This is a genomic window from Streptomyces sindenensis (genome assembly GCF_014649035.1).
GTDB classification, from domain to species: Bacteria; Actinomycetota; Actinomycetes; order Streptomycetales; family Streptomycetaceae; genus Streptomyces; species Streptomyces sindenensis.
Map to the genome: position 1 here is coordinate 108,087 of NZ_BMSG01000014.1, position 20,424 is coordinate 128,510.

The following is a 20,424-nucleotide window of genomic DNA, read 5'->3' on the forward strand; positions in this document are numbered from 1 at the left end:
GACCAACGCCGGACGATGCCAGCGTATTCCCCGTGAGGGGGTGCTCAGGCGCTGCGCTGCCGGCGGCGGGCCGCCGCGATGGCGCGGTTCGTCTCCCGCGTGTCCTGCTTCTCGCGGAGCGTCTGCCGCTTGTCGTACTCCTTCTTGCCCTTGGCGAGCGCGATCTCGACCTTGACCCGGCCGTCCTTGAAGTACAGCGCGAGCGGCACGATGGTGTGGCCCGTCTCCTGCGACTTCGACTCCAGCTTGTCGATCTCGGCCCGGTGCAGCAGCAGCTTGCGCTTCCGCTTGGCCGCGTGGTTGGTCCAGGTGCCCTGGACGTACTCGGGGACGTGGATGTTGTGGAGCCACGCCTCGTGGTCGTCGATCTGCACGAAGCCGTCGACCAGGGAGGCCCGTCCCATGCGCAGGGACTTGACCTCCGTCCCCATGAGGACGAGGCCGCACTCGTAGGTGTCGAGGATCGTGTAGTCGTGCCGCGCCTTCTTGTTCTGCGCGATCATCTTGCGCCCGGTGTCTTTTTCCTTCGCCATAGTGCGGTCATTTTCGCACTACGACCCACCCCCGAGGCCACTCAATACCGTCTCGGCCCGCTGCTGGGCCCGCTCCCCCACCACCAGGTCGGGGGTGATGCCCCTGCCGTCGACGTTCCGGCCGCCCGGGGTGCGGTAGTGGCCGACGGTCAGCTCGGCCACCGAGCCGCCCGGGAGCCTGCTGGGCATCTGCACGGAGCCCTTGCCGAAGGTGGGCGAACCGACGGTGACCGCGCGGCCCCGGTCCTGGAGGGCGCCGGTCAGCAGTTCGGCGGCGCTCATCGTGCCGCCGTCGACCAGGACGACGACCGGCCGCTCCGTGTCGCCGCCCGGATCGGCGTAGAGCGCGTGCTGGTCCCCGCGCACGTCGTACGTGGCGACCAGGCCGCCGTCCAGGAAGGCGGAGGCGGCGACCACGGCCTCGGTGACGAGTCCGCCGGAGTTGGCGCGCAGATCGAGGAGTATCCCCGCCCCGTCGGGGGCGTCCCGGACCGCGTCCCGGACGTCGGCCCCCGCGCCCTTGGTGAAGGCGGCGACCTTGACCAGGACCGCCGAGGAGGGCTCGTCGCCCAGCCGCCGCACGGTGACCGCCTCGGTGGTCAGCCGGGCCCGCTCCAGGGTCTCGGTCCAGCTGCGGCCCTTCCGGACGAGCCCGAGCTCCACCCGGCTGCCCTCGGCCGCTCCCGTACCGTCGCCGCGCAGTAACGCGACGACCTCCGCGACGGGACGTCTGCCGATCGCGCGGCCGTCCAGGGTGCGCAGCAGGTCGCCGGTGCGGATGCCGGCCCGGTCGGCGGGGCCGCCGGGCTGGACGCGGGAGACGGCGACGTCACCGCGGCCGGTGCGCCGGGCGGAGAGCCCGACGCCGGTGTAGGTGCCGTCGAGCGCCTGCTCGAACTCCTCGTACTCCCGCTGGTCGTAGACGGCGCCCCAGCGGTCCCCGCTGCGGCTGACGACCTCCTCGGCGGCGTCCTTCACGGACTTGCCGTCGGCCTCGGCCTCGGCTGCGGCGTCCTCGATCTCGTCGTGGTCGACCGGGGCGACGGTGGAGGAGACGGCGCGGGTCTGCGGACCGGGCCCGGGCTCGGGTTCCTGCGGCAGCGAACCGGTCGCGGCAGCGGTGGCGAGAGCGCACCCGAAGACCAATGTCAGGGCCGCCCCGCGGCGGAGACCGCGGGGCCCGAAGCGTGGAGCGGAGCCCGACATGGCGACGAGTCTAGGACAAACCCCCTGGGGCGCACGGGCGATCGCCTGTGCGCCCCAGGGGGCACATGTCACACCTTCAGGTACTTGCGCAACGCGAAGAGAGCGGCGACGGCGGGCATCAGCAGACCGATCGCGAGCACCAGCGGAAGCTTGGTCAGGACGGCGTCCCAGCCGATGAAGTTGATGAGGTTCAGCTTCTCCTGGAGGGCGAGGCCGCCGTCGATCAGGAAGTACCGGCCACCGAGCAGCATGGCGCAGGCCAGCACGCCGCCGATCAGACCGGCGACGGCCGCCTCCATGATGAAGGGGGCCTGGATGTAGAAGCCGGAGGCCCCGACGAGGCGCATGATGCCCGTCTCACGTCTCCGGCTGAACGCGGAGACGCGCACGGTGTTGACGATCAGGATCAGCGCGATGACGAGCATCAGGATCATCACGTAGATCGCGACGACGTTCATGCCGTTCATCAGCTCGAAGAGGTTGTCGAGGATGGACCGTTGGTCCTGGACGGACTGCACCCCGTCCCGCCCGGCGAAGGCCGTCGCGACGACCTTGTACTTCTGCGGGTCGTCCAGCTTCACGCGGAACGACTCCTGCATCTGGTCGGGCGTGATGTTGCCCGCCATCGGGGAGTCGCCGAACTGCTCCTGGTAGTGCTTGTACGCCTCGTCGACCGTCTCGAAGTGGACCGTCTCGACGGCGTCCATCTTCTCCAGATCGGCCTTGATCTCCGCCTTCTGCTCCTTGGTGACAGCCCCCTTGGCGCACTTGGGCATGTCCTTGGCGTCGTTCTTGTTGCAGAGGAAGATCGAGACGTTGACCTTGTCGTACCAGTAGTCCTTCATCGTGCTGACCTGCTCGCGCATCAGCAGCGCGCCGCCGAACAGGGCGAGCGAGAGGGCGACGGAGACCACGACCGCGAAGGTCATCGTGAGGTTGCGGCGGAGACCGACGCCGATCTCCGACAGGACGAACTGGGCGCGCATGGCGTCCTTTCAGTACTCGATGCTCGAAATGCACGAAGGGCCGGGGCCCCTCGGTCAGTGCTGGTAGCCGTAGACGCCGCGTGCCTGGTCGCGTACGAGACGGCCCTGCTCGAGCTCGATGACGCGCTTGCGCATCTGGTCGACGATGTTCTGGTCGTGGGTCGCCATGATCACGGTGGTGCCGGTCCGGTTGATCCGGTCCAGCAGCTTCATGATGCCCACCGAGGTCTGCGGGTCGAGGTTGCCGGTCGGCTCGTCCGCGATCAGCAGCATGGGGCGGTTGACGAAGGCGCGGGCGATGGCCACACGCTGCTGCTCACCGCCGGAGAGCTCGCCGGGCATCCGCTCCTCCTTGCCGCCGAGGCCGACGAGGTCGAGGACCTGCGGCACGGCCTTGCGGATCTCGCCGCGCGGCTTGCCGATGACCTCCTGCGCGAAGGCCACGTTCTCCGCGACCGTCTTGTTGGGCAGCAGGCGGAAGTCCTGGAAGACCGTCCCCAGCTGGCGGCGCATCTGCGGCACCTTCCAGTTGGACAGCCGCGCGAGGTCCTTGCCGAGCACATGGACCATGCCCGTGCTGGCCCGCTCCTCGCGCAGGATCAGTCGCATGAAGGTCGACTTGCCGGAGCCGGAGGACCCCACCAGGAAGACGAACTCACCCTTCTCGATGTCCAGCGAGACATCGCGCAGAGCCGGTCGGGTCTGCTTCGGGTAGGTCTTGGAGACGTTGTCGAATCGGATCACGGATGCACCACGGTCGGCCGGGAGTAGGTGAGCGTGACCATACGCGAACCGGGCTCACGCGTGCAGGCGGCGTCCGGCAATGGGTGTTATATGGCGAATCGCCCCATGGTACGAAACGGGTCGTGCCGGACCTTGTCCGGCGGGCCGCGCCGAAATCGCCGCGAGCTGGCACAGTGGTGGGGGGAACGGTTGCGTTTCCGTGAGCGTTGTGCGGAGAGAAAGCAGGCAAGCGGCTCCGCCGCGCGGGAGGAGGAATGCGCATGACCTATGACCGACTGGTGTGCGCGAACTGCGCGGCGCCCGTGAGCGAGGGCCGTTGCAGCGTCTGCCGTGCCGTGCGGCAGCAGATGCTGGAGGAGCAGGGCCAGGGCCCGCTGGCCGGGATGAGCCCGGCGATGCTGATCGCCCTGATGGTGGTGCTGCTGGCGGCGCTCGCGCTGCTGGCGCAGGCGGCCTGATCAGACCTCGCGCGGCCCTCGGGGCCGCCCCTCACCGCCCCGTCGGGGCGCACAGACGTATGCGTACGCCCGCCTGAGCGGTTCGGGCACGCGAGAAGGGCCCGGGAGGCGTCGTACGCCCTCCCGGGCCCTTCGTCATGCCGTGGCGCGCCGTGTACGGGCCCGGTCCTCGGGCCCGCGACGGACCTAGGCGACCGTGCGGCCGCCGCCGACCAGGCGCGGCAGGATGCGGAAGCCGATGCCGCCCGCGATCATCGTCGCGGCACCGATGACCAGGAAGGTCGTCTCGGCCGCACCGGTCTCGGCGAGCTCTTCCTTGCCCTTGCTCTGCTCGACCGGCTTGTTGCCGACACTGTCGGTGTCGGTGTTGTCGGTGCACTCGGCGCCGTCGAGGTCGACGGTGCAGCCGGTGTCGTCGCCACCGGTGGTGGAGCCGCCGGTCGTGGAGCCGCCGGTGGTGCCACCCTGGTCGCCGCCGGAGGTGCCGGTACCGCCGGTGCTGCCGGTGTTGCCGGTCGAACCCGTGGTGCCGGTGGTGCCGGTGGTACCCGAGGTGCTGGTCTCACCGGTGGTTTCACCCGTGGTGGTCTCGCCGGTCGTCGAGGTCTCGCCCGTGGTGGACGTCTCGCCGGTGGTCTCGCCGGTGGTGGTCTCACCCGTGGTCGAGGTCTCGCCGGTGGTCTCACCGGTCGTGGTCTCGCCCGTGGTGGTCTCACCGGTCGTCGAGGTCTCACCCGTGGTGGACGTCTCGCCGGTGGTCTCGCCGGTGGTGGTCTCACCCGTGGTCGAGGTCTCGCCGGTGGTCTCACCGGTCGTGGTCTCGCCCGTGGTGGTCTCACCGGTCGTCTCACCCGTGGACGTCTCACCCGGGTCGACCCCGCCCGCTTCGCCGCCTTCGGTGGTGCCGTCGGTGTCGTTCTCGCCCACCTGCACCTGGACGTCCACAACGCCGGTGTCGACGCCGATCTCCAGCGCCTGCGCCGCGCCGGCCGCAGTCAGCGAGGCACCCGCGGCAATAACCGCACCAGCGGCTATCCGCGCGACGCGAACACGCGTCTTCTTCGTCATCTGTTGCTACCCCCAGTAGCCGATCTCGTCAGTGGAGCAGCCATATGCGGGCAGCGGGCCCTGGGGGTATCGCTCTCGGCAAGGCCACGTCATGTCGTGGTCACCCCGCCCCGCCCCCCGGTACACACCCGCCCCAGGCATACGCATGCTGCTCTAGCACCCTGGCCAGAGTTAAGGATTACGTCAAGGCCGTTCCGTGCACTAGGCACCGATATGAGGGGTGTTGACGGCTATTCGGAAGCGCGACTGTGACGTATCGGGCACAGGTCCTCCCCAACGAAGCGGGCCCGGACAGATCCCCGCCCGGGCCCAACCTCCGTACCGCTGAAGCTACTTCTCCCGCTGCTTGCGCCAGCGGATACCCGCCTCGACGAAGCCGTCGATCTCGCCGTTGAAGACCGCTTCGGGGTTGCCCATCTCGAACTCCGTACGCAGGTCCTTGACCATCTGGTACGGGTGGAGGACGTACGAACGCATCTGGTTGCCCCAGGAGTTGCCGCCGTCGCCCTTGAGCGCGTTCATCTTCGCCTGCTCCTCCTGGCGGCGGCGCTCAAGGAGCTTCGCCTGGAGGACGTTCATCGCGGACGCCTTGTTCTGGATCTGCGAGCGCTCGTTCTGGCAGGAGACGACGATGCCGGTGGGCAGGTGGGTCAGACGCACCGCGGAGTCCGTGGTGTTGACGCCCTGTCCGCCGGGGCCCGAGGAGCGGTAGACGTCCACGCGCAGCTCGGACTCGTCGATCTCGATGTGGTCGGTCTGCTCGACGACCGGGAGCACCTCGACGCCCGCGAAGGAGGTCTGGCGGCGGCCCTGGTTGTCGAAGGGCGAGATGCGGACCAGGCGGTGGGTGCCCTGCTCGACGGAGAGGGTGCCGTAGGCGTACGGGACCTGGACGGCGAAGGTGGTCGACTTGATGCCGGCCTCTTCGGCGTACGCGGTCTCGTAGACCTCGGTCTTGTAGTTGTGCTGCTCGGCCCAGCGGAGGTACATGCGCTGGAGCTTCTCCGCGAAGTCGGCGGCGTCGACGCCGCCGGCCTCGGCGCGGATGGTCACCAGGGCCTCGCGCGCGTCGTACTCGCCGGAGAGGAGCGTGCGGACCTCCATCTCGTCCAGCGCCTTCTTCACCGACTCCAGCTCGGCCTCGGCCTCGGCCTGCGCGTCGGCGTCGCCCTCGGCCTCGGCGAGCTCGAAGAGGACTTCGAGGTCGTCGATGCGGCCGCGCAGGGCCTCGGCCTTGCGGACCTCGGCCTGGAGGTGCGAAAGCTTGCTGGTGATCTTCTGGGCCGCGTCCGGGTCGTCCCACAGGGACGGTGCCGCTGCCTGCTCCTCGAGCGCGGCGATGTCCGCCCTCAGCGCATCCAGGTCCAGGACGGCCTCGATCGACCCCATGGTCGAGGAGAGGGACTTCAGCTCTTCGGAAATATCGACGACTGCCACGGGTCCAGCGTAACGGCTGGGCGGATGAAGCTTGCCCTCACCCGGGAACCGGCCCGGAAACCGGCCCGGGGCGGGGGTGCGCTCACGGGGTCGCCGGGGCCGAGTTCTCGCTGTCCTGGGGCGCTCCGTCCCCGTCGCCGCCACCGGCGGCCAGCCACCCGCCGACCGCGACGGCCGCGCAGAGCAGCACGGCGGCGGCACCCAGGGTGATGCGGCGCTTACGGACGGCCGCCGCCTTGTTCCGGGCGGAGCCGGGGCGGGGCTTCCCCGGGGCGCGGGGGGCACGCGCCGTACCGAGGGGGCCGCCCGCCAGCTCGTCCGGGGCCGGGACGCGCATGCTGGTGTGGGTGTCCCGGTTGGAGTCGGGGGCGGAGCCGGGTACCAGCGGGACCGCGCCGCGGCGGCGGGGCTCGTCGGCGGCCGGGGTGTACTGCTGCTCGTCGTAGGCCGGGGCCTGCTCGCTCTCCTCCGGGCCCGGCTCGTCCACCTCCAGCGGCGGTATCCCCGCCAGCAGGGGCAGCAGGTCGCGCAGCCGTACGGCCAGCTCCGAGGCGCGCAGCCGGGAGGCGGGGGCCTTGGCCAGGCACTGGACCAGCAGCTGCCAGAGCTCCTCGGGGATGCCGGGGAGCGGGACGACGGTCTCGGTCACGTGGCGGCGCAGGACCGCGCCGGGATGGCCGCCGCCGAAGGGGGTGAACCCGGCGAGCAGCTCGTACAGCACGGTCGCGAGCGCGTAGATGTCGACGGCGGCGCGCGGCGGGAGGCCCTCGACGATCTCGGGGGCCAGGTAGTCCGGCGTACCGATGATCTTCGTGGCCTTGGTGCGGCGCGGGGTGTCGATCAGCTTGGCGACGCCGAAGTCGGTGAGCAGTGCGGGGTGCGCGCCGCCGGGGCCGAGCGGGCCCTCCATGTCCAGCAGGATGTTCTCCGGCTTGACGTCCCGGTGGACGATCTGGGCCTTGTGCGCGGCGGCCAGCCCGTCGGCGACGTCCGCGATGATCGCGACGGCCGCCTCGGGGGCGAGGCGGCGCTCGCGGTCCAGGCGGGTGCGCAGATCGGTGCCGCGTACGAGGGTCATGACCAGCGCAAGGTCGTTGCCGTCCACGACGAGGTCCCGGACGGCGACCACGTGCGGATGGTCGAGTCCGAGCAGGGCGGTGCGCTCCTGTACGAAGCGGCCCACGAGCTCCTGGTCGGACGCGAGGTCCTCACGGAGCAGCTTGATGGCGACCGGGCCCTCGGGCCCCTCGCCGAGCCATACCGTGCCGGCGCTGCCGCGCCCCAGGATCTGGTGGGCCGTGTACCGGCTGCCGATATTCCGTGCCAAGACTGCTCCCTCAGCGGCTGGCGGTGGACCCCCGGTCGACAAAGTTACGCGGCGTCCGGGGTGTCACGCGCCCAGGATGGCACCGACCTTCACTTCTCCGGGCGGAATGGGCCCGGAGAAGTCGACAAAGAGACAACATTGCGGGTCAGGACCGGTTGTGAGTCAGGACCGGTTGCGGGCCAGGACCCGGTTGACGGGCCGGGCCGGGCCGCACCGGGTCCTTCGGCGTACGGAGCGGGGCTCGGCCGCACCGGGTCCTTCGGCGTACGGGTCAGGCGCCGCCCGAGCTTCCGGTGCTGTCGCCGAGCTCGGAGAGCCAGTCGGAGACCTTGCCGATCCCGTCGCCGATCGCTTCCCAGTAGCCCTTGCCCTGGGCGACCCAGTCCTGGAGCGGGGTCAGCTCCCAGATCAGCCAGCCGGCGACGATCAGGAGGACCAGGGTGAACAGACAGCCCTTGAGGCAGCCGAGCCCGGGGATGCGCATCGGGTTGGCGCTGCGCTGCCGCGGCGGACGCGGCTCGCGCGGCGGCCGGGCGGCCGGCTGCTGGGGCTGCGGGGGCGCGTACTGCTGCCGCTGTGGCTGCTGCGGCTGCTGGTAGCGCTGCGGCTGTTGTTGCTGCTGTTGGTACGGGTACTGCTGCTGGAGCGGCTGCTGCCTGCGCTGCGCGGGCTGCTGCTGCCGCTGGGGAGGCTGCTGCGGCGGCGGCTGCTGGCGTTGGGGGCGGCGGCGCAGCGGGTCCTGGCTCGGGTCCAGGTACTGCACCTGGGTCTGCTCGTTGCGGTCGCGGGCCGCCTGGAGCTGCGACTGCCAGGGGTGCGGGCCGTCCGGCTGCGGCGGCCCGTCGGGGTGCTGCGGCACGGGCGGCATGACGGCGGTCGGGTCGGCGTGGCCCTGGCTGCCGCCCGGGCCCTGCCCCGGCCCGCCGGGCCCGGTCTGCGGGAGCACGCTGGTGGCCGCGGCGGGGTCGTAGGAGCCCGCGTTGCTCGGCAGCACCTGCGTGGGGTCGGCCGCGCCGGGGGTGTCCGGGACGGCCGTGGGCGCCGGGTCGGGGGCGAGCAGGGCGCCCACCCCTTCGGCGGCGGCGATCTGGGCGGACGTCGCGTGGACGCCGACGCCCGAGGCGACCGTACGCAGACCGCGGGCCAGGTTCTCGGCACTGGGCCGCCGGTCCGGGTCCTTGCTCAGGCAGCGCTCTATGACCGTCCACAGCGGTCCGGGGACGGTGGAGGGCCGGCGGGGCTCCTCGCTGAGGTGCCGGTGCAGGACTTCGAGTGCGGTGCCCCCGGCGAACGGCGGACGGCCGGTGACCAGCTCGTACAGCAGGATGCCGGCGCCGTAGATGTCGACGGCGGAGGTCTGCGGGCGGCCCTCGGCGGACTCCGGGGCCACATAGGCGGGCGTGCCGACGAACTCGTGGGTCCGGGTCAGCCCCGGGGAGTCCGCCAGCCGCGCGATGCCGAAGTCGGTGAGCATCGGGGTCATGCCGCCGTCGCGCTCGTCGAGGAGCACGTTGGCGGGCTTGAGGTCGCGGTGGACGACGCCGTCGGCGTGGCTGGCGGCGAGCGCGTCCGCGATCTGCGCGGTGAGCAGGGCGGCGGCGACCGGGGTGAGCGGGCCGTTCTCGCGGAGGTAGCGGTGCAGGTCGGGGCCGTCGATCAGGTCCATCACCAGGGCGAGGAGATCGCCCTCGACGACGAGGTCGCGGGTGCGCACGATGTTCGGGTGCGTGAGCCGCAGCAGGACCGAGCGCTCCCGCAGGAACCGCATCACCACGTCGGCGTCGTTGGCCAGCTCCTCCTTGAGGACCTTGATGGCCACGGTCTCGCCGGGCTGACCCGCGACGGCTGCCTCGGCGCCCGCGGTCTCCCGCTGGCGGGCTCGCCAGACGGTGCCCGTGGCGCCGCGCCCGAGCGGCTCCTCGAGCAGGTACTTGCTGCCTACCGGCCGCACGTCATGCGCTCCCTGCTGATCGTGGCTTGCGGTCCCCCCGGCCCGCCCGAATGTTCCGGCCCACTGTAATGCCGCCGAACGGGGCACCGGGGGCTCACGTTTCGAGGGAAGACGCGGAGACCGGGCGGAAGGTTGCCGGACAGCTGATCACAGGACGGTCAGACGTTCGGAAATCCGGCGCGTGCTGCCGCCCGGCGTGCGGCGGATAACTCCCGGCAAACCCTCCGAGCGGCGGGATCCGGACGCAAGCAGGCACTTTTGCGCCCACAGCCGACCATTCAAGATCATTTAAAGGTGACCGCCGGGCGTGTTGTCAGTGGCAGGTGCGAGGATGCCTCCAGCACGGATCTGTGGGCTCGGAGTCCCACGGTCCGTGACGACCTGTACGGACGACGTGTCCGTGCCGGGTGGGGGGAATCACCGGGCGTCTCCCCTGCCGGGCACCCCGCGCAGAAGGGACCGCTGACGGCGATGCAGATCCGGCTGACCGTCCTCGCGCCGCGCAGCGGCCAGACCCCGGCGCGCACCTGCGACGTGCTCGTGACCGCACCCGCCGGGACGGCGCTGGCCGCCGTGGCCTCCCAGCTGGCCGCCGCCGTGTCGGGACCCGAGAGCTCCCAGGGCGGTGGGGCGGTCGTGCTCTTCGCCGGGCGGGACCGGCTGGACGGCCACCGCATCGCGCTGGGGGAGCCGCCCCTGGTGGACGGCGCGGTCCTCTCGCTCCAGGTCCCCGGCGAGGACGAGGCGACGGACGACGCCGTTCCGGCCCAGCTCCATGTGGTCGCGGGCCCCGACGCGGGCGGTGTCCACCTGCTGCACGGCGGGCAGATCAGGATCGGCCGGTCCGCCGACGCGGACGTTCCGCTCGACGACCCGGACGTCTCCCGGCTGCACTGCGCGGTGTCGGTCGCCGACGACGGCCGGGTCTCGGTCGCCGACCTCGGTTCGACGAACGGCACCTCGCTGGACGGCGTCGAGGTGCGGGAGCGGCCGGTCCGCCTCACTCCCGGCGCGCTGCTGCGGCTCGGCGAATCCACGCTCCGCCTCACCTCGGGCTCCCGTCCGACGACGCTGCCGACCGCCCCGGACGGGGAGGGGCACCTGCGGGTGACCCGCGCCGAGACGGGGGCGGCCGCCCCGGACCGGGGCACGGGCGCGCCCCTCGCCGCACGCGCCCTTGACCACGGCGGCCAGGGCCCCGGCCCCGCGTACGGCGCGCCCGCCGCATCCCCCTTCGCCTCCGCGGGGCCCTCCGGGGCGTACGGGGACCCGGAGCCGTCCTTCGACGAGGCGGCCCCCTGGCCGGAGCACGCCGAGGCCGGTCCCGGCGCGTACGCGGGCGGCGGCGCCCACGCCCGCGGCGAGGAGTTCGCCGAGGCTCCGGCGCCCCGGCGCGGCATAGGGGCCTGGGCCAGGCGGCTCAAAGGCGGCGCGAAGGGCGAGCGGACAGCGCGCCCGGCGGCCGGAGCCGGAGCCGGCGAGCAGGCCGACGCGCACGGGTCTGCCGGTACCCCGGCCGCCCCGGGCACCCGGGCGGCGTACGGATCATCGCCGTACGGAACCGGTGCCCACGACACCGGGGCGCGGGGCCCCGGCGGACACGGCTCCGGCGCGGGTTCCTCCGGCGTTCCGGGCGGCGGGTCCGCCGATCCGGCCGGCGGGCCGTCCGGGGCCGCGCACCTCGCCTCACCGGCCTCCCCCGGCTCCCCCTTCTCCGCCCTGCCCTCCGCCCCCGAGGGCACCTGGCCGGACCCCGCGGCCGTGCTGCTGACCGCGCTCGGCCCCGGGCCCCGGCTCTGGGAGCGCCACCCGAGCCACCCGGAGGCCCTGGTGGTGCGGCTCGGCACGACCGACCGGGCCGAGGTGCCCGCCGTGCCGGTGACCGTGGGGCTGCGGGAGGCCGGTTCGCTCGGGCTCGCCGGTCCGCGCGCCCGGCTGGCGGGTCTGGCCCGCGCGACGGTGGCGCAGCTCGCCGCGCTGCACTCCCCGTTCGACCTGGAGATCGTCCTGATCTCCACGGACCGGTCCCGCACGCTGGAGGAGCGGCGGCGCGAGTGGTCCTGGCTGGGGTGGCTGCCGCATCTGCGCCCGACGCACGGGCAGGACTGCCGGCTGCTCCTCGCGTACGACCGTGAGCAGGCGGAGGCCCGCGCGGCCGAGCTGGTGCGCCGCCTCGACGAGGGCCCCCTCGGTCACGGCTGGCCGCATCTGGACCGGGCGGCGGTGGCCGAGGCCGCCCGCGCCCACGCGGGCCCGCACACGGTGGTCGTCCTGGACGGCGACCCGGGTACGGCGTTCCTGCGCGAGTCCACGGCGCGGCTGGCCGGGGCGGGCGCGGCGGCCGGGATCCATCTGATCTGCCTGGCCGAGACCCCGGCCGCCTCCCCCACCTCGCCGGTGGCCGCGACGTACGAGGCCGCCTGCCGCGGCTCCATCGCCTTCCGGGAGTGCGGGGCCGTCGCGATGCTGAGCGGCGACGTCGCCACGGCGTTGCGCCTGCTGCGTACGGCGGGCGGACAGGCCGCGGGGCACGGGACGGTGGCCGCGGTGGACGCGGTGTCGGCGGCCTGGGCCGAGCGGTTCGGGCGGGCGCTCGCCCCGCTGCGCGAGGAGGGCTCGGCCGCGCTGGCGGGCCGGCCGACGACCGCGGCGCTGCCGCCGTCCGCCCGGCTGCTGGACGAGCTGGGGCTGGCCCGCGCCACCCCGGCGTCACTGATGGCCCGCTGGGCGTCCACGGCGGAGGCCCAGCCGGGCGCTTCGGCACCCCGGGCGGCCGCCGCCCCCCAGCCCCGCACCGAACTGGACAGCCCCAACTCCGGGCGCACCCTCAGCGCGGGCCCGCGCGTCGGTCCCCAGCGCACGGCGGCCTCCCCGCACCACGACTCCGGCCGCACGCCGTACCCGGCCGCGGGAGCCCCCGACCCGGACCGCACCCCGTACCCGCCACTGGCCTCCAGGGACTCCGGCCGCACGCCCTACCCCCCGCCGGAATCCCGCGACTCCGGCCGTACGCCCTACCCCTCGCCGGAAACCCGCGACTCCGGCCGCACGCCCCACCCCTCGCTGGAATCCCGCGACTCCGGCCGTACGCCCTACCCCTCGCCGGAAACCCGCGACTCCGGCCGCACGCCCTACCCGCCCCTGAACTCCCGCGACTCCGAGCGCACGCCGCACCTGGGCGCCCAGCGTTCCGGACCGGGGCGCGGCGCGGCGAACGGCTCCGGCTCCGAGGCGGGCGTCGGTGCACGGGAGCGGGGCGAAGCCGTCACTCCGGCGTCCGGCTCCGGTTCCGGCGGGGCCGCCCCCGTCCACGCCGGTCGGCCCGTCCTCGTGCTCGGGGCCGGCCCCCGGGGCCCGCTCAGCGTCGATCTCGCCGACGAGGGCCCGCACCTGCTGATCGAGGGCCCTCCGGGCAGCGGCCGCACGGAGCTGCTCCGGGCCGTCGCCGCCTCGCTCGCCTCCGCGGCCCGGCCCGACCGGCTCGGCATCCTCCTCGTCGACGGCTCCGGCGGCGAACAGGGCGAGCGCGGCGAGGGCCTGCTCCCCTGTACGGAGCTGCCGCATGTCTTCACCCACCTCGTGGCGTCCGACCCGGTCCGGATGCGGGAGTTCGCGCAGGCGCTCGGCGGCGAGCTGAAGCGGCGCGCCGAGCTGCTCGGCGAGCTGGACTTCGCGGCCTGGCACGAGCGCCACGGGCAGCAGGAGACCCAGCGGGGCTCCGGCCCCCGCGTCGTGGGCCAGCGTCCGCCGAGCGGCGCCGAGCACCGGGGCGATCTGGACTCCCCGGCCAGCGGCACCCTGCGGCTGCGCCCGGCCGCCGCGCGGTCGGCGGACCCGGGCCCGTCCCCGCTGCCCCGCCTCGTCGTCCTCGCCGACGACTTCGACGCGCTGGTCGCCCCGGCGCTCGGCTCCCCCGGCCGGCCCGCCGCCGGTTCGGTGGTGCGGGCGCTGGAGGCCGTGGCCCGGGACGGCGGGCGGCTCGGGGTGCACCTGGTCGCCACCTCCGCGCGCCCCGACCGCACCGAGGACACCGAACTGGCCCGGGGCGCCCGGCTGCGCATCGTGCTGGACGCCCCGGTGCTGCCGCCGTCCCCGGACGAACCGGCCCCCGGCCGGGGCAGGCTGGGGCACCCGGACGGCCGGGTGACGCCGTTCCAGGGCGGCAGGGTCACCGGCCGCATCCCGCGTACGGCGACACTCCGGCCGACGGTCGTCCCGCTGGAGTGGGAGCGGATGGGCGATCCGCCGACCCGGCGCCCGGTCCGGGAGCTGGGCAACGGGCCGACCGACCTCGCGCTGCTCGCCAGCGCCCTGGAGCGCGCGGCCCGCTCGGTGAACGCCGAACGGCTGCCCGCGCTGGTCCCGTTCACCACCTGAACCCGCGGGGACGGCTCACCCGCCCCGGGGGCAGGCTTCCGACATGCCCTGACATGACGTCACGAGGCGATCACGATAGGCCTGTTGGGGCCACCGGCGGTATTGCGGGGCCCGTGCGCCGGGCGTAGGACTGTGCGCACGGACGACGCGGTCCGGGCATGTGACGTGGCCGGGCGCGCAGGAAAGAAACGGGGCAGGAATGCGCACAACCCTCTCGATACGCAGGACCGCGATCGTGTTCGCGGCGGTCGGCGCTCTGGCGCTCACCGGCTGCGGGGGCGACGGCGACGGCAAGAAGAAGTCGGGCGGCGACTCCGGCAAGGGCACGGACAGCGCGTCCACGGTCGACCTGCCGAAGCTGGACGGGGAGAAGGTCTCCGTCGCCGCGGTCTGGACCGGGCCCGAGCAGGCCAACTTCACCAAGGTGCTGGATGAGTTCGAGAAGCGAACGGGCGCGGACGTCACGTTCGTCCCGGCGCAGGACCCGATCATCAACTTCCTCGGTACCAAGATCGCGGGCAAGCAGCCGCCGGACGTGGCGATGATCCCGCAGGTCGGCGCGATCCAGCAGGCGGCCGCGAAGAAGTGGGCCAAGCCGGTCGGCGCCGAGGCGAAGGCCCAGCTCGCCAAGAACTACGCCCAGGTCTGGCAGGACCTCGGTGCGGTCGACGGCACCCAGTACGGGGTGTACTTCAAGGCCGCCAACAAGTCCCTGATCTGGTACAACGCCGCCGCGTTCGACAACGCGGGGGCGAGCGAGCCGAAGACCTGGAAGGACTTCCTCACCACCGCCGAGACGGTGGGCGCCTCCGGCGTCACCCCGGTCTCGGTGGGCGGCGCGGACGGCTGGACGCTGACCGACTGGTTCGAGAACGTCTACCTCTCGCAGGCGGGCCCGGAGAAGTACGACCAGCTGGCGAAGCACGAGATCCCGTGGACCGACCCGTCCGTGAAGGACGCGCTGACCACGCTGGCCGAGCTGTTCGGAAAGCCGGAGCTGATCGCGGGCGGGGCGGACGGGGCGCTCCAGACGGAGTTCCCGGCCTCCGTGACCCAGACCTTCACCGGGGGCGACCAGCCCAAGGGCGCGATGGTCTTCGAGGGTGACTTCGTCGCCGTCAACATCGCGCAGACCGAGGCGAAGATCGGTACGGACGCCAAGGTGTTCCCGTTCCCCGCGGTCGGCGCGGACTCGCCCGTGGTGACCGGCGGCGACGCGGCGGTGGCGCTGAAGGACAGCAAGGGCGCGCAGGCGCTGCTGACCTGGCTGGCGTCGGCGGACGCGGCGAAGATCTGGGCCGAGGCGGGCGGGTTCATCTCCCCGAACAAGAGCCTGGACCTGAAGGCGTACCCGAACGAGGTGCAGCGCACCATGGCGCAGGCGCTGATCGACGCGGGTGACGACGTCCGGTTCGACATGTCCGACCAGGCCCCGCAGTCGTTCGGCGGGACGCCCGGGGCGGGCGAGTGGAAGATCCTCCAGGACTTCCTGAAGAACCCGAAGGACATCGCGGGGACCCAGAAGAAACTGGAGTCCGAAGCGGTCAAGGCGTACAAGAGCTGACGCCGTGACGACAGCGACCGCTGGGGGCGCCGGTGCGGCGCCCCCGGCCGACGGCACGAGTCCGGGCCCGTCCCCCGACCCGAAGAAGCCCGGCCGGAGCGTGACCGGCACCCGCAGGGTCGTCGCGGCGGTGTTCCTGCTGCCCGCGCTGGTGCTGCTCGGTGCACTGGTGCTCTACCCGATCGGGTATTCGGTCTACCGGTCCTTCTTCGACCAGGCCGGTACGGGCTTCGCCGGGTTCGACAACTACACCGCTCTGTTCACCGACGACACGATCCTCACGGCGGTGAAGAACAACGCGATCTGGGTGGTCTTCGCCCCGACGGTCGCCACCGCGCTGGGGCTGATCTTCGCGGTGCTGACCGAACGGATCCGCTGGGGCACCGCGTTCAAGCTGATCGTCTTCATGCCGATGGCGATCTCGATGCTGGCGGCGGGCATCATCTTCCGGCTGGTGTACGACCAGGCCCCCGAGCGCGGGGTGGCCAACGCGGTGGCGGTGAGCGTGCACGACACGTTCAACGAGTCCGCCGGTTTCCCGAAGGCCCGCCCGCTGCCCGTCCACCCGCTGGAGAAGGCGGCCGGCGGGGCGTTCGTGTCCAAGGAGCCGATCCGGGCGGGCGAGCCGCTGCGGGTACCGCTGGTCGGCGTGGCCCCGGCGAAGATGCCCGGCGACGCACGGCCGGCCGAGGGCGCGCCCACGGCCTCCGGGGACACGATCTCCGGTACGGCGTGGCTGGACTTCACCCGGGGCGGCGGCGGGAAACCGAACGTCGTCGACCCGAAGGAGCTGGGGCTCAAGGGCCTGAAGGTCGAGGCGGTGAAGGACGGCGAGGTCGTCGCCACCGCGACGGCGGGGGCGGACGGGGTGTTCACCCTGCCCGCCTCGGCGGACGGCGCCCAACTCCGGCTGCCAGCCGACAACTTCCGCGAGCCGTACAACGGCGTCGACTGGCTCGGCCCGTCCCTCGTGACGCCCGGGATCATCGGCAGTTACGTGTGGATGTGGGCCGGGTTCGCCATGGTGCTGATCGCCGCCGGCCTGGCCGGCCTGCCGCGCGAGCTGCTGGAGGCGGCCCGGGTGGACGGGGCCAACGAGTGGCAGGTGTTCCGCCGGATCACGGTGCCGATGCTGGCGCCGGTGCTCGCGGTGGTCCTGGTGACGCTGATGATCAACGTGCTGAAGGTCTTCGACCTGGTGTTCATCATCGCGCCGGGCTCCTCCCAGGACGACGCGAACGTCCTGGCACTCCAGCTCTACCGGTCCTCGTTCGGCACGGACGCGGACCTGGGGATCGGCAGCGCGATCGCGGTGCTCCTGCTGCTGCTGGTGATCCCGGTGATGCTGGTCAACATCCGCCGGATCCGGAAGGAGGGACGGCGATGAGCAGCGCACCGGATGTGAACACCGCCCGCATCGGCCGCCAGAAGGCGGTCTCCCGCAAGCCGGGCGCCCCTGAAGCACCCAAGGCGAAGCAGTCCCTCGGGGCCAGGATCGCCGCCCGCGCGGGCGGCGGGGTGATGCGGGTCTTCCTGGTCCTGGTCGCCCTGTTCTGGCTGATGCCCACGATCGGACTGCTGCTGTCCTCGCTGCGCGGTCCGCAGGACATCGCGGCGACCGGCTGGTGGAAGATCTTCACCGTCCCGTCCGAGCTGACCTTCGAGAACTACCAGCGGCTGCTGGACAACTCGACGATCACGGGCTCGCTCGGCAGCACCATCATGATCACCGTCCCCTCCACTCTGCTGGTGGTGCTGATCGGGTCGTTCGCCGGATACGCCTTCGCCTGGATGGATTTCCCCGGCCGGGACTGGCTGTTCCTGCTGGTCGTCGGGTTGCTCGTGGTGCCGGTGCAGGTCGCGCTGATCCCGGTCTCCGAACTGTTCGGCACCATCGGGATCTTCGAGACGACGCTCGGGGTGGTGCTGTTCCACACGGCGTTCGGCCTGCCGTTCGCGATCTTCCTGCTGCGGAACTTCTTCGCGGAGATCCCGCGCGAACTCCTGGAGGCCGCCCGGCTCGACGGGGCGGGCGAGATCCGGCTCTTCACCCGGGTCGTGATGCCCCTGGGCGGTCCGGCGATCGCCTCGCTCGGCATCTTCCAGTTCCTGTGGGTGTGGAACGACATGCTGGTCGCCCTGATCTTCGCGGACTCCGGGTCGCCGCCGATCACCGTGGCGCTCCAGCAGCAGGTACGCCAGTTCGGCAACAACATCGACGTGCTCGCGCCCGGCGCGTTCGTGTCGATGGTGATCCCGCTGGCGGTGTTCTTCGCCTTCCAGCGGCAGTTCGTCTCCGGCGTGATGGCGGGCGCGGTCAAGTAGCTCGCACCGCAAGGCGGTGCGCCCTCGACGGCGTACCGCCGCATACGTACGGCTGTACGTCAACACGGAGCGGCCCGGTTCCCCGGAACCGGGCCGCTTCGGCGTCCGGGCCCCCCGATTGCCTCACCCGGCGTAACCCTGTCATTCCATCCGACGTTTGCGCTCTGCCTGGATTTCCGCGAACGATCGACCCATGGATGTGTAGTGCCCCGGTTCTCCGTCATCGTGCCCGCATTCCGGGTCCAGGCGTATCTGCACGCATGTCTGGATTCCGTGCTGGCCCAGTCCTTCAAGGACTACGAGGTCATCGTCGTCGACGACTGCTCCCCCGACGCCTGCGGACCGATCGCCGACGAGTACGCCCGCCGGGACAACCGCGTCACCGCACTGCACCTGCCCCGCAACATCGGCCTCGGCCCGGCCCGCAACGCCGGGATGGGCCGGGCGGCCGGCGACTACCTGATCTTCCTCGACGGCGACGACACCCTGCTGCCGGACGCCCTCCAGACCATCGCCGACCGGATCGACACGACCGGCGAACCCGACGTCCTGATGTACGACTACGCCCGCACGTACTGGACGGGCCGCAGCGTCCGCAACGTCCTGGCCGCCCATCTCGACGAGAGCGGCCCCGAGCGCTTCCGGCTCACCGACCGCCCCGAACTGCTGCGACTCCTCATGGTCGTCTGGAACAAGGCGTACCGCCGCGCGTTCGTCGAGGCCGAGGGGTTCGCCTTCCCGCCCGGCTACTACGAGGACACCCCCTGGACCTACCCGGTCCTGATGGCGGCCGACTCGATCGCCGTGCTGGACGCGGTCTGCGTCTCCTACCGGCAGCGGCGGCGCGGCAATATCCTCTCCACCACCAGCGAGAAGCACTTCGACGTCTTCGACCAGTACGACCGGGTCTTCGCGTTCATCGACTCCCGCCCCGAACTCGCCCTGTGGCGACCGGTGATGTTCCGTCGCATGCTGGACCACTTCTCGGCGCTGTTCGCCTCCCGGGACCGGCTGCCGCTGCACAGCCGCGCCGCGTTCTTCCGCCGGGCGACCGCCTCCTGCCGCCGCTACCGCACCCCCGGCGCCCCGGCCCCCCGCAGCGCCCTGCTGCGACACGGCCTGATGCACCTCGGCGCGCGGCGCACCTACCGGGCCCTGTCGGAGGCCCGGCGCCTCGGCGGCCGGCTGCGGAAAGGGGCGGCGGCCCTGCGCCGGGCGGGGCGGGGCGCGGCGCTGAAGGTGCACTACCGGATCCAGTTGCGGCTGCCGCTGCGCGCCCGGGACGCGGTGTTCACCGCCCGGGGCGGCGGCTACGCGGGCAGCCCGGCGGCGATCGAGGCGAAGGTCCGTGAGCTGGTCCCGGGGGTGCGGACGGCCTGGGTCTGCCGGCCCGTCGACGCCCACACCGTGCCGACCGGCACCCGGCATCTCGCGCCCGGCACCTTCGCCCACCGGGCCGCGCTGGCCCGCTCGGCGTATCTGGTGAACGACGGGTCCTTCGACCGGGGGCTGGTCAAGCGGCGGGGCCAGATCCTGCTCCAGACGCACGAGGGCACACCGCTGCGGACCGAGGGCACCGATCTGCTGGACCGGCCCGCCGCCGCCCGGGGCACCGACTTCGACGAGCTGCTGCGCTCGGTCGACACCTGGGACTTCTCCCTCTCGGCCAACCCGCACTCCACCCTCGTACGGGAACGGGCCTATCCGTCCGCGTACACGACGCTGGAGTACGGCTCGCCGCGCAACGACGTCTACCACCGCACCGGCCCGGCCGATGTGGCCCGGCTGCGCGAGACGCTGGGCATCCCGGAGGGGGCCACGGCCCTGCTGTACGCCCCCGTGCCCCGCGACTACCGGCGGGTCCAGCGGCCCGCCCTGGACCTGGAGTGGCTGGTCCGGGTTCTGGGCCCGCAGTTCGTGGTCCTCGCCCGGGCGCCGCGCCCCGCCGGTCCGGGAGGCAGCGGCCGGGCGGCACATCCCCGGATCATCGACGTGAGCGCCCACCGGTCGGTGGAGACGCTGGCGCTCGCCTCGGACGCCCTGCTCACCGACTACGCCTCGCTGATGTTCGACTACGTCAACCTGGACCGCCCGGTGGTGCTGCACCTGGGCGACATCGAGGCGTACGAAGCGGCCCGGGGCACGTACTTCGACATCACGGCGTTCCCGCCCGGCATCGTCGCCCGGAGCCAGGACGAGCTGTTCGACATCTTCGCCACGGACCACTGGCGGGGCTCCCGCTCGGCGCAGCTGCGGGCCGCGTTCCGGGCCCGGTTCTGTCCGTACGACGACGGGTACGCCGCCGAGCGGGTGGTGCGGCGGGTCTTCCTCGGGGAGACGGACGGACTGCCGCTACCGGTGCCGTTCTCCGCCCGCCGGACGCCCGCGGCCCTGCCGGCGCAGGACGGGGCCGGGGCGGCCGTCGGGGGCTGACCCCGACGGCCGCGC

Annotated in this window: 14 protein-coding genes; 6 read left to right on the forward strand and 8 right to left on the reverse strand. The window is 72.8% G+C overall.

Features of this window, described 5'->3' with window-relative positions; translation table 11 throughout:
* Positions 1-44 precede the first annotated feature (44 nt).
* The 4 genes from smpB to ftsE form a co-directional block, all read right to left on the reverse strand.
* Complete coding sequence (gene smpB, locus IE145_RS17535) at positions 45-533, reverse strand: SsrA-binding protein SmpB (RefSeq protein ID WP_003968790.1); 489 nt, start codon at positions 531-533, stop codon at positions 45-47.
* A gap of 18 nt (positions 534-551) precedes the next feature.
* Positions 552-1,739, reverse strand: a complete 1,188-nt coding sequence (locus IE145_RS17540; protein WP_189525967.1) for a S41 family peptidase — start codon at positions 1,737-1,739, stop codon at positions 552-554.
* A gap of 68 nt (positions 1,740-1,807) precedes the next feature.
* Entirely contained in the window at positions 1,808-2,725 is a 918-nt protein-coding gene (gene ftsX, locus IE145_RS17545) for a permease-like cell division protein FtsX (RefSeq protein WP_010062141.1), read from the reverse strand.
* 54 nt (positions 2,726-2,779) lie between these two features.
* Entirely contained in the window at positions 2,780-3,469 is a 690-nt protein-coding gene (ftsE, locus tag IE145_RS17550) for a cell division ATP-binding protein FtsE (protein WP_003968787.1), read from the reverse strand.
* A 260-nt stretch (positions 3,470-3,729) separates the two neighbouring features.
* Between ftsE and IE145_RS17555 the strand changes: the two genes are divergently transcribed.
* Positions 3,730-3,927, forward strand: coding sequence for a hypothetical protein (locus tag IE145_RS17555; protein ID WP_189525969.1), 198 nt, complete (start codon positions 3,730-3,732; stop codon positions 3,925-3,927).
* A 186-nt stretch (positions 3,928-4,113) separates the two neighbouring features.
* On the opposite strand, the gene IE145_RS17560 is transcribed toward IE145_RS17555, so the two are convergent.
* The 4 genes from IE145_RS17560 to IE145_RS17575 all read right to left on the reverse strand — a co-directional run bounded on the left by IE145_RS17560 (position 4,114) and on the right by IE145_RS17575 (position 9,710).
* Positions 4,114-4,995 carry an LPXTG cell wall anchor domain-containing protein gene (locus IE145_RS17560; protein ID WP_189525970.1) on the reverse strand — a complete coding sequence of 294 codons (882 nt, stop codon included), beginning with the start codon at positions 4,993-4,995 and terminating at the stop codon, positions 4,114-4,116.
* 330 nt (positions 4,996-5,325) lie between these two features.
* Positions 5,326-6,432 carry a peptide chain release factor 2 gene (gene prfB / locus IE145_RS17565; RefSeq protein WP_030708835.1) on the reverse strand — a complete coding sequence of 369 codons (1,107 nt, stop codon included), beginning with the start codon at positions 6,430-6,432 and terminating at the stop codon, positions 5,326-5,328.
* A gap of 82 nt (positions 6,433-6,514) precedes the next feature.
* Positions 6,515-7,759 carry a serine/threonine-protein kinase gene (locus IE145_RS17570; protein ID WP_189525972.1) on the reverse strand — a complete coding sequence of 415 codons (1,245 nt, stop codon included), beginning with the start codon at positions 7,757-7,759 and terminating at the stop codon, positions 6,515-6,517.
* Positions 7,760-8,030: 271 nt separating this feature from the next.
* Positions 8,031-9,710 (reverse strand): serine/threonine-protein kinase, encoded by a 1,680-nt coding sequence (locus tag IE145_RS17575; protein ID WP_189525975.1) that lies wholly within the window; start codon positions 9,708-9,710, stop codon positions 8,031-8,033.
* A 471-nt stretch (positions 9,711-10,181) separates the two neighbouring features.
* Here IE145_RS17575 and IE145_RS17580 point away from each other — a divergent pair, with 471 nt between their 5' ends.
* From IE145_RS17580 to IE145_RS17600, 5 genes are all read left to right on the forward strand, one after another.
* Positions 10,182-14,087 carry an FHA domain-containing protein gene (locus tag IE145_RS17580; protein WP_189525977.1) on the forward strand — a complete coding sequence of 1,302 codons (3,906 nt, stop codon included), beginning with the start codon at positions 10,182-10,184 and terminating at the stop codon, positions 14,085-14,087.
* A gap of 199 nt (positions 14,088-14,286) precedes the next feature.
* Positions 14,287-15,651, forward strand: a complete 1,365-nt coding sequence (locus IE145_RS17585) for an ABC transporter substrate-binding protein (protein WP_189525978.1) — start codon at positions 14,287-14,289, stop codon at positions 15,649-15,651.
* 100 nt (positions 15,652-15,751) lie between these two features.
* Entirely contained in the window at positions 15,752-17,038 is a 1,287-nt protein-coding gene (locus tag IE145_RS17590; RefSeq protein ID WP_189526049.1) for a carbohydrate ABC transporter permease, read from the forward strand.
* The gene (locus IE145_RS17595) at positions 17,035-17,976 is read left to right on the forward strand and encodes a carbohydrate ABC transporter permease (protein ID WP_189525981.1); all 942 of its coding nucleotides are present in this window, start codon (positions 17,035-17,037) and stop codon (positions 17,974-17,976) included. Before IE145_RS17590 ends, IE145_RS17595 begins: the two co-directional genes overlap by 4 nt.
* Before the next feature lie 204 nt (positions 17,977-18,180).
* Positions 18,181-20,409 (forward strand): bifunctional glycosyltransferase/CDP-glycerol:glycerophosphate glycerophosphotransferase, encoded by a 2,229-nt coding sequence (locus IE145_RS17600; RefSeq protein WP_189525982.1) that lies wholly within the window; start codon positions 18,181-18,183, stop codon positions 20,407-20,409.
* The last annotated feature ends 15 nt before the right edge of the window (positions 20,410-20,424 follow it).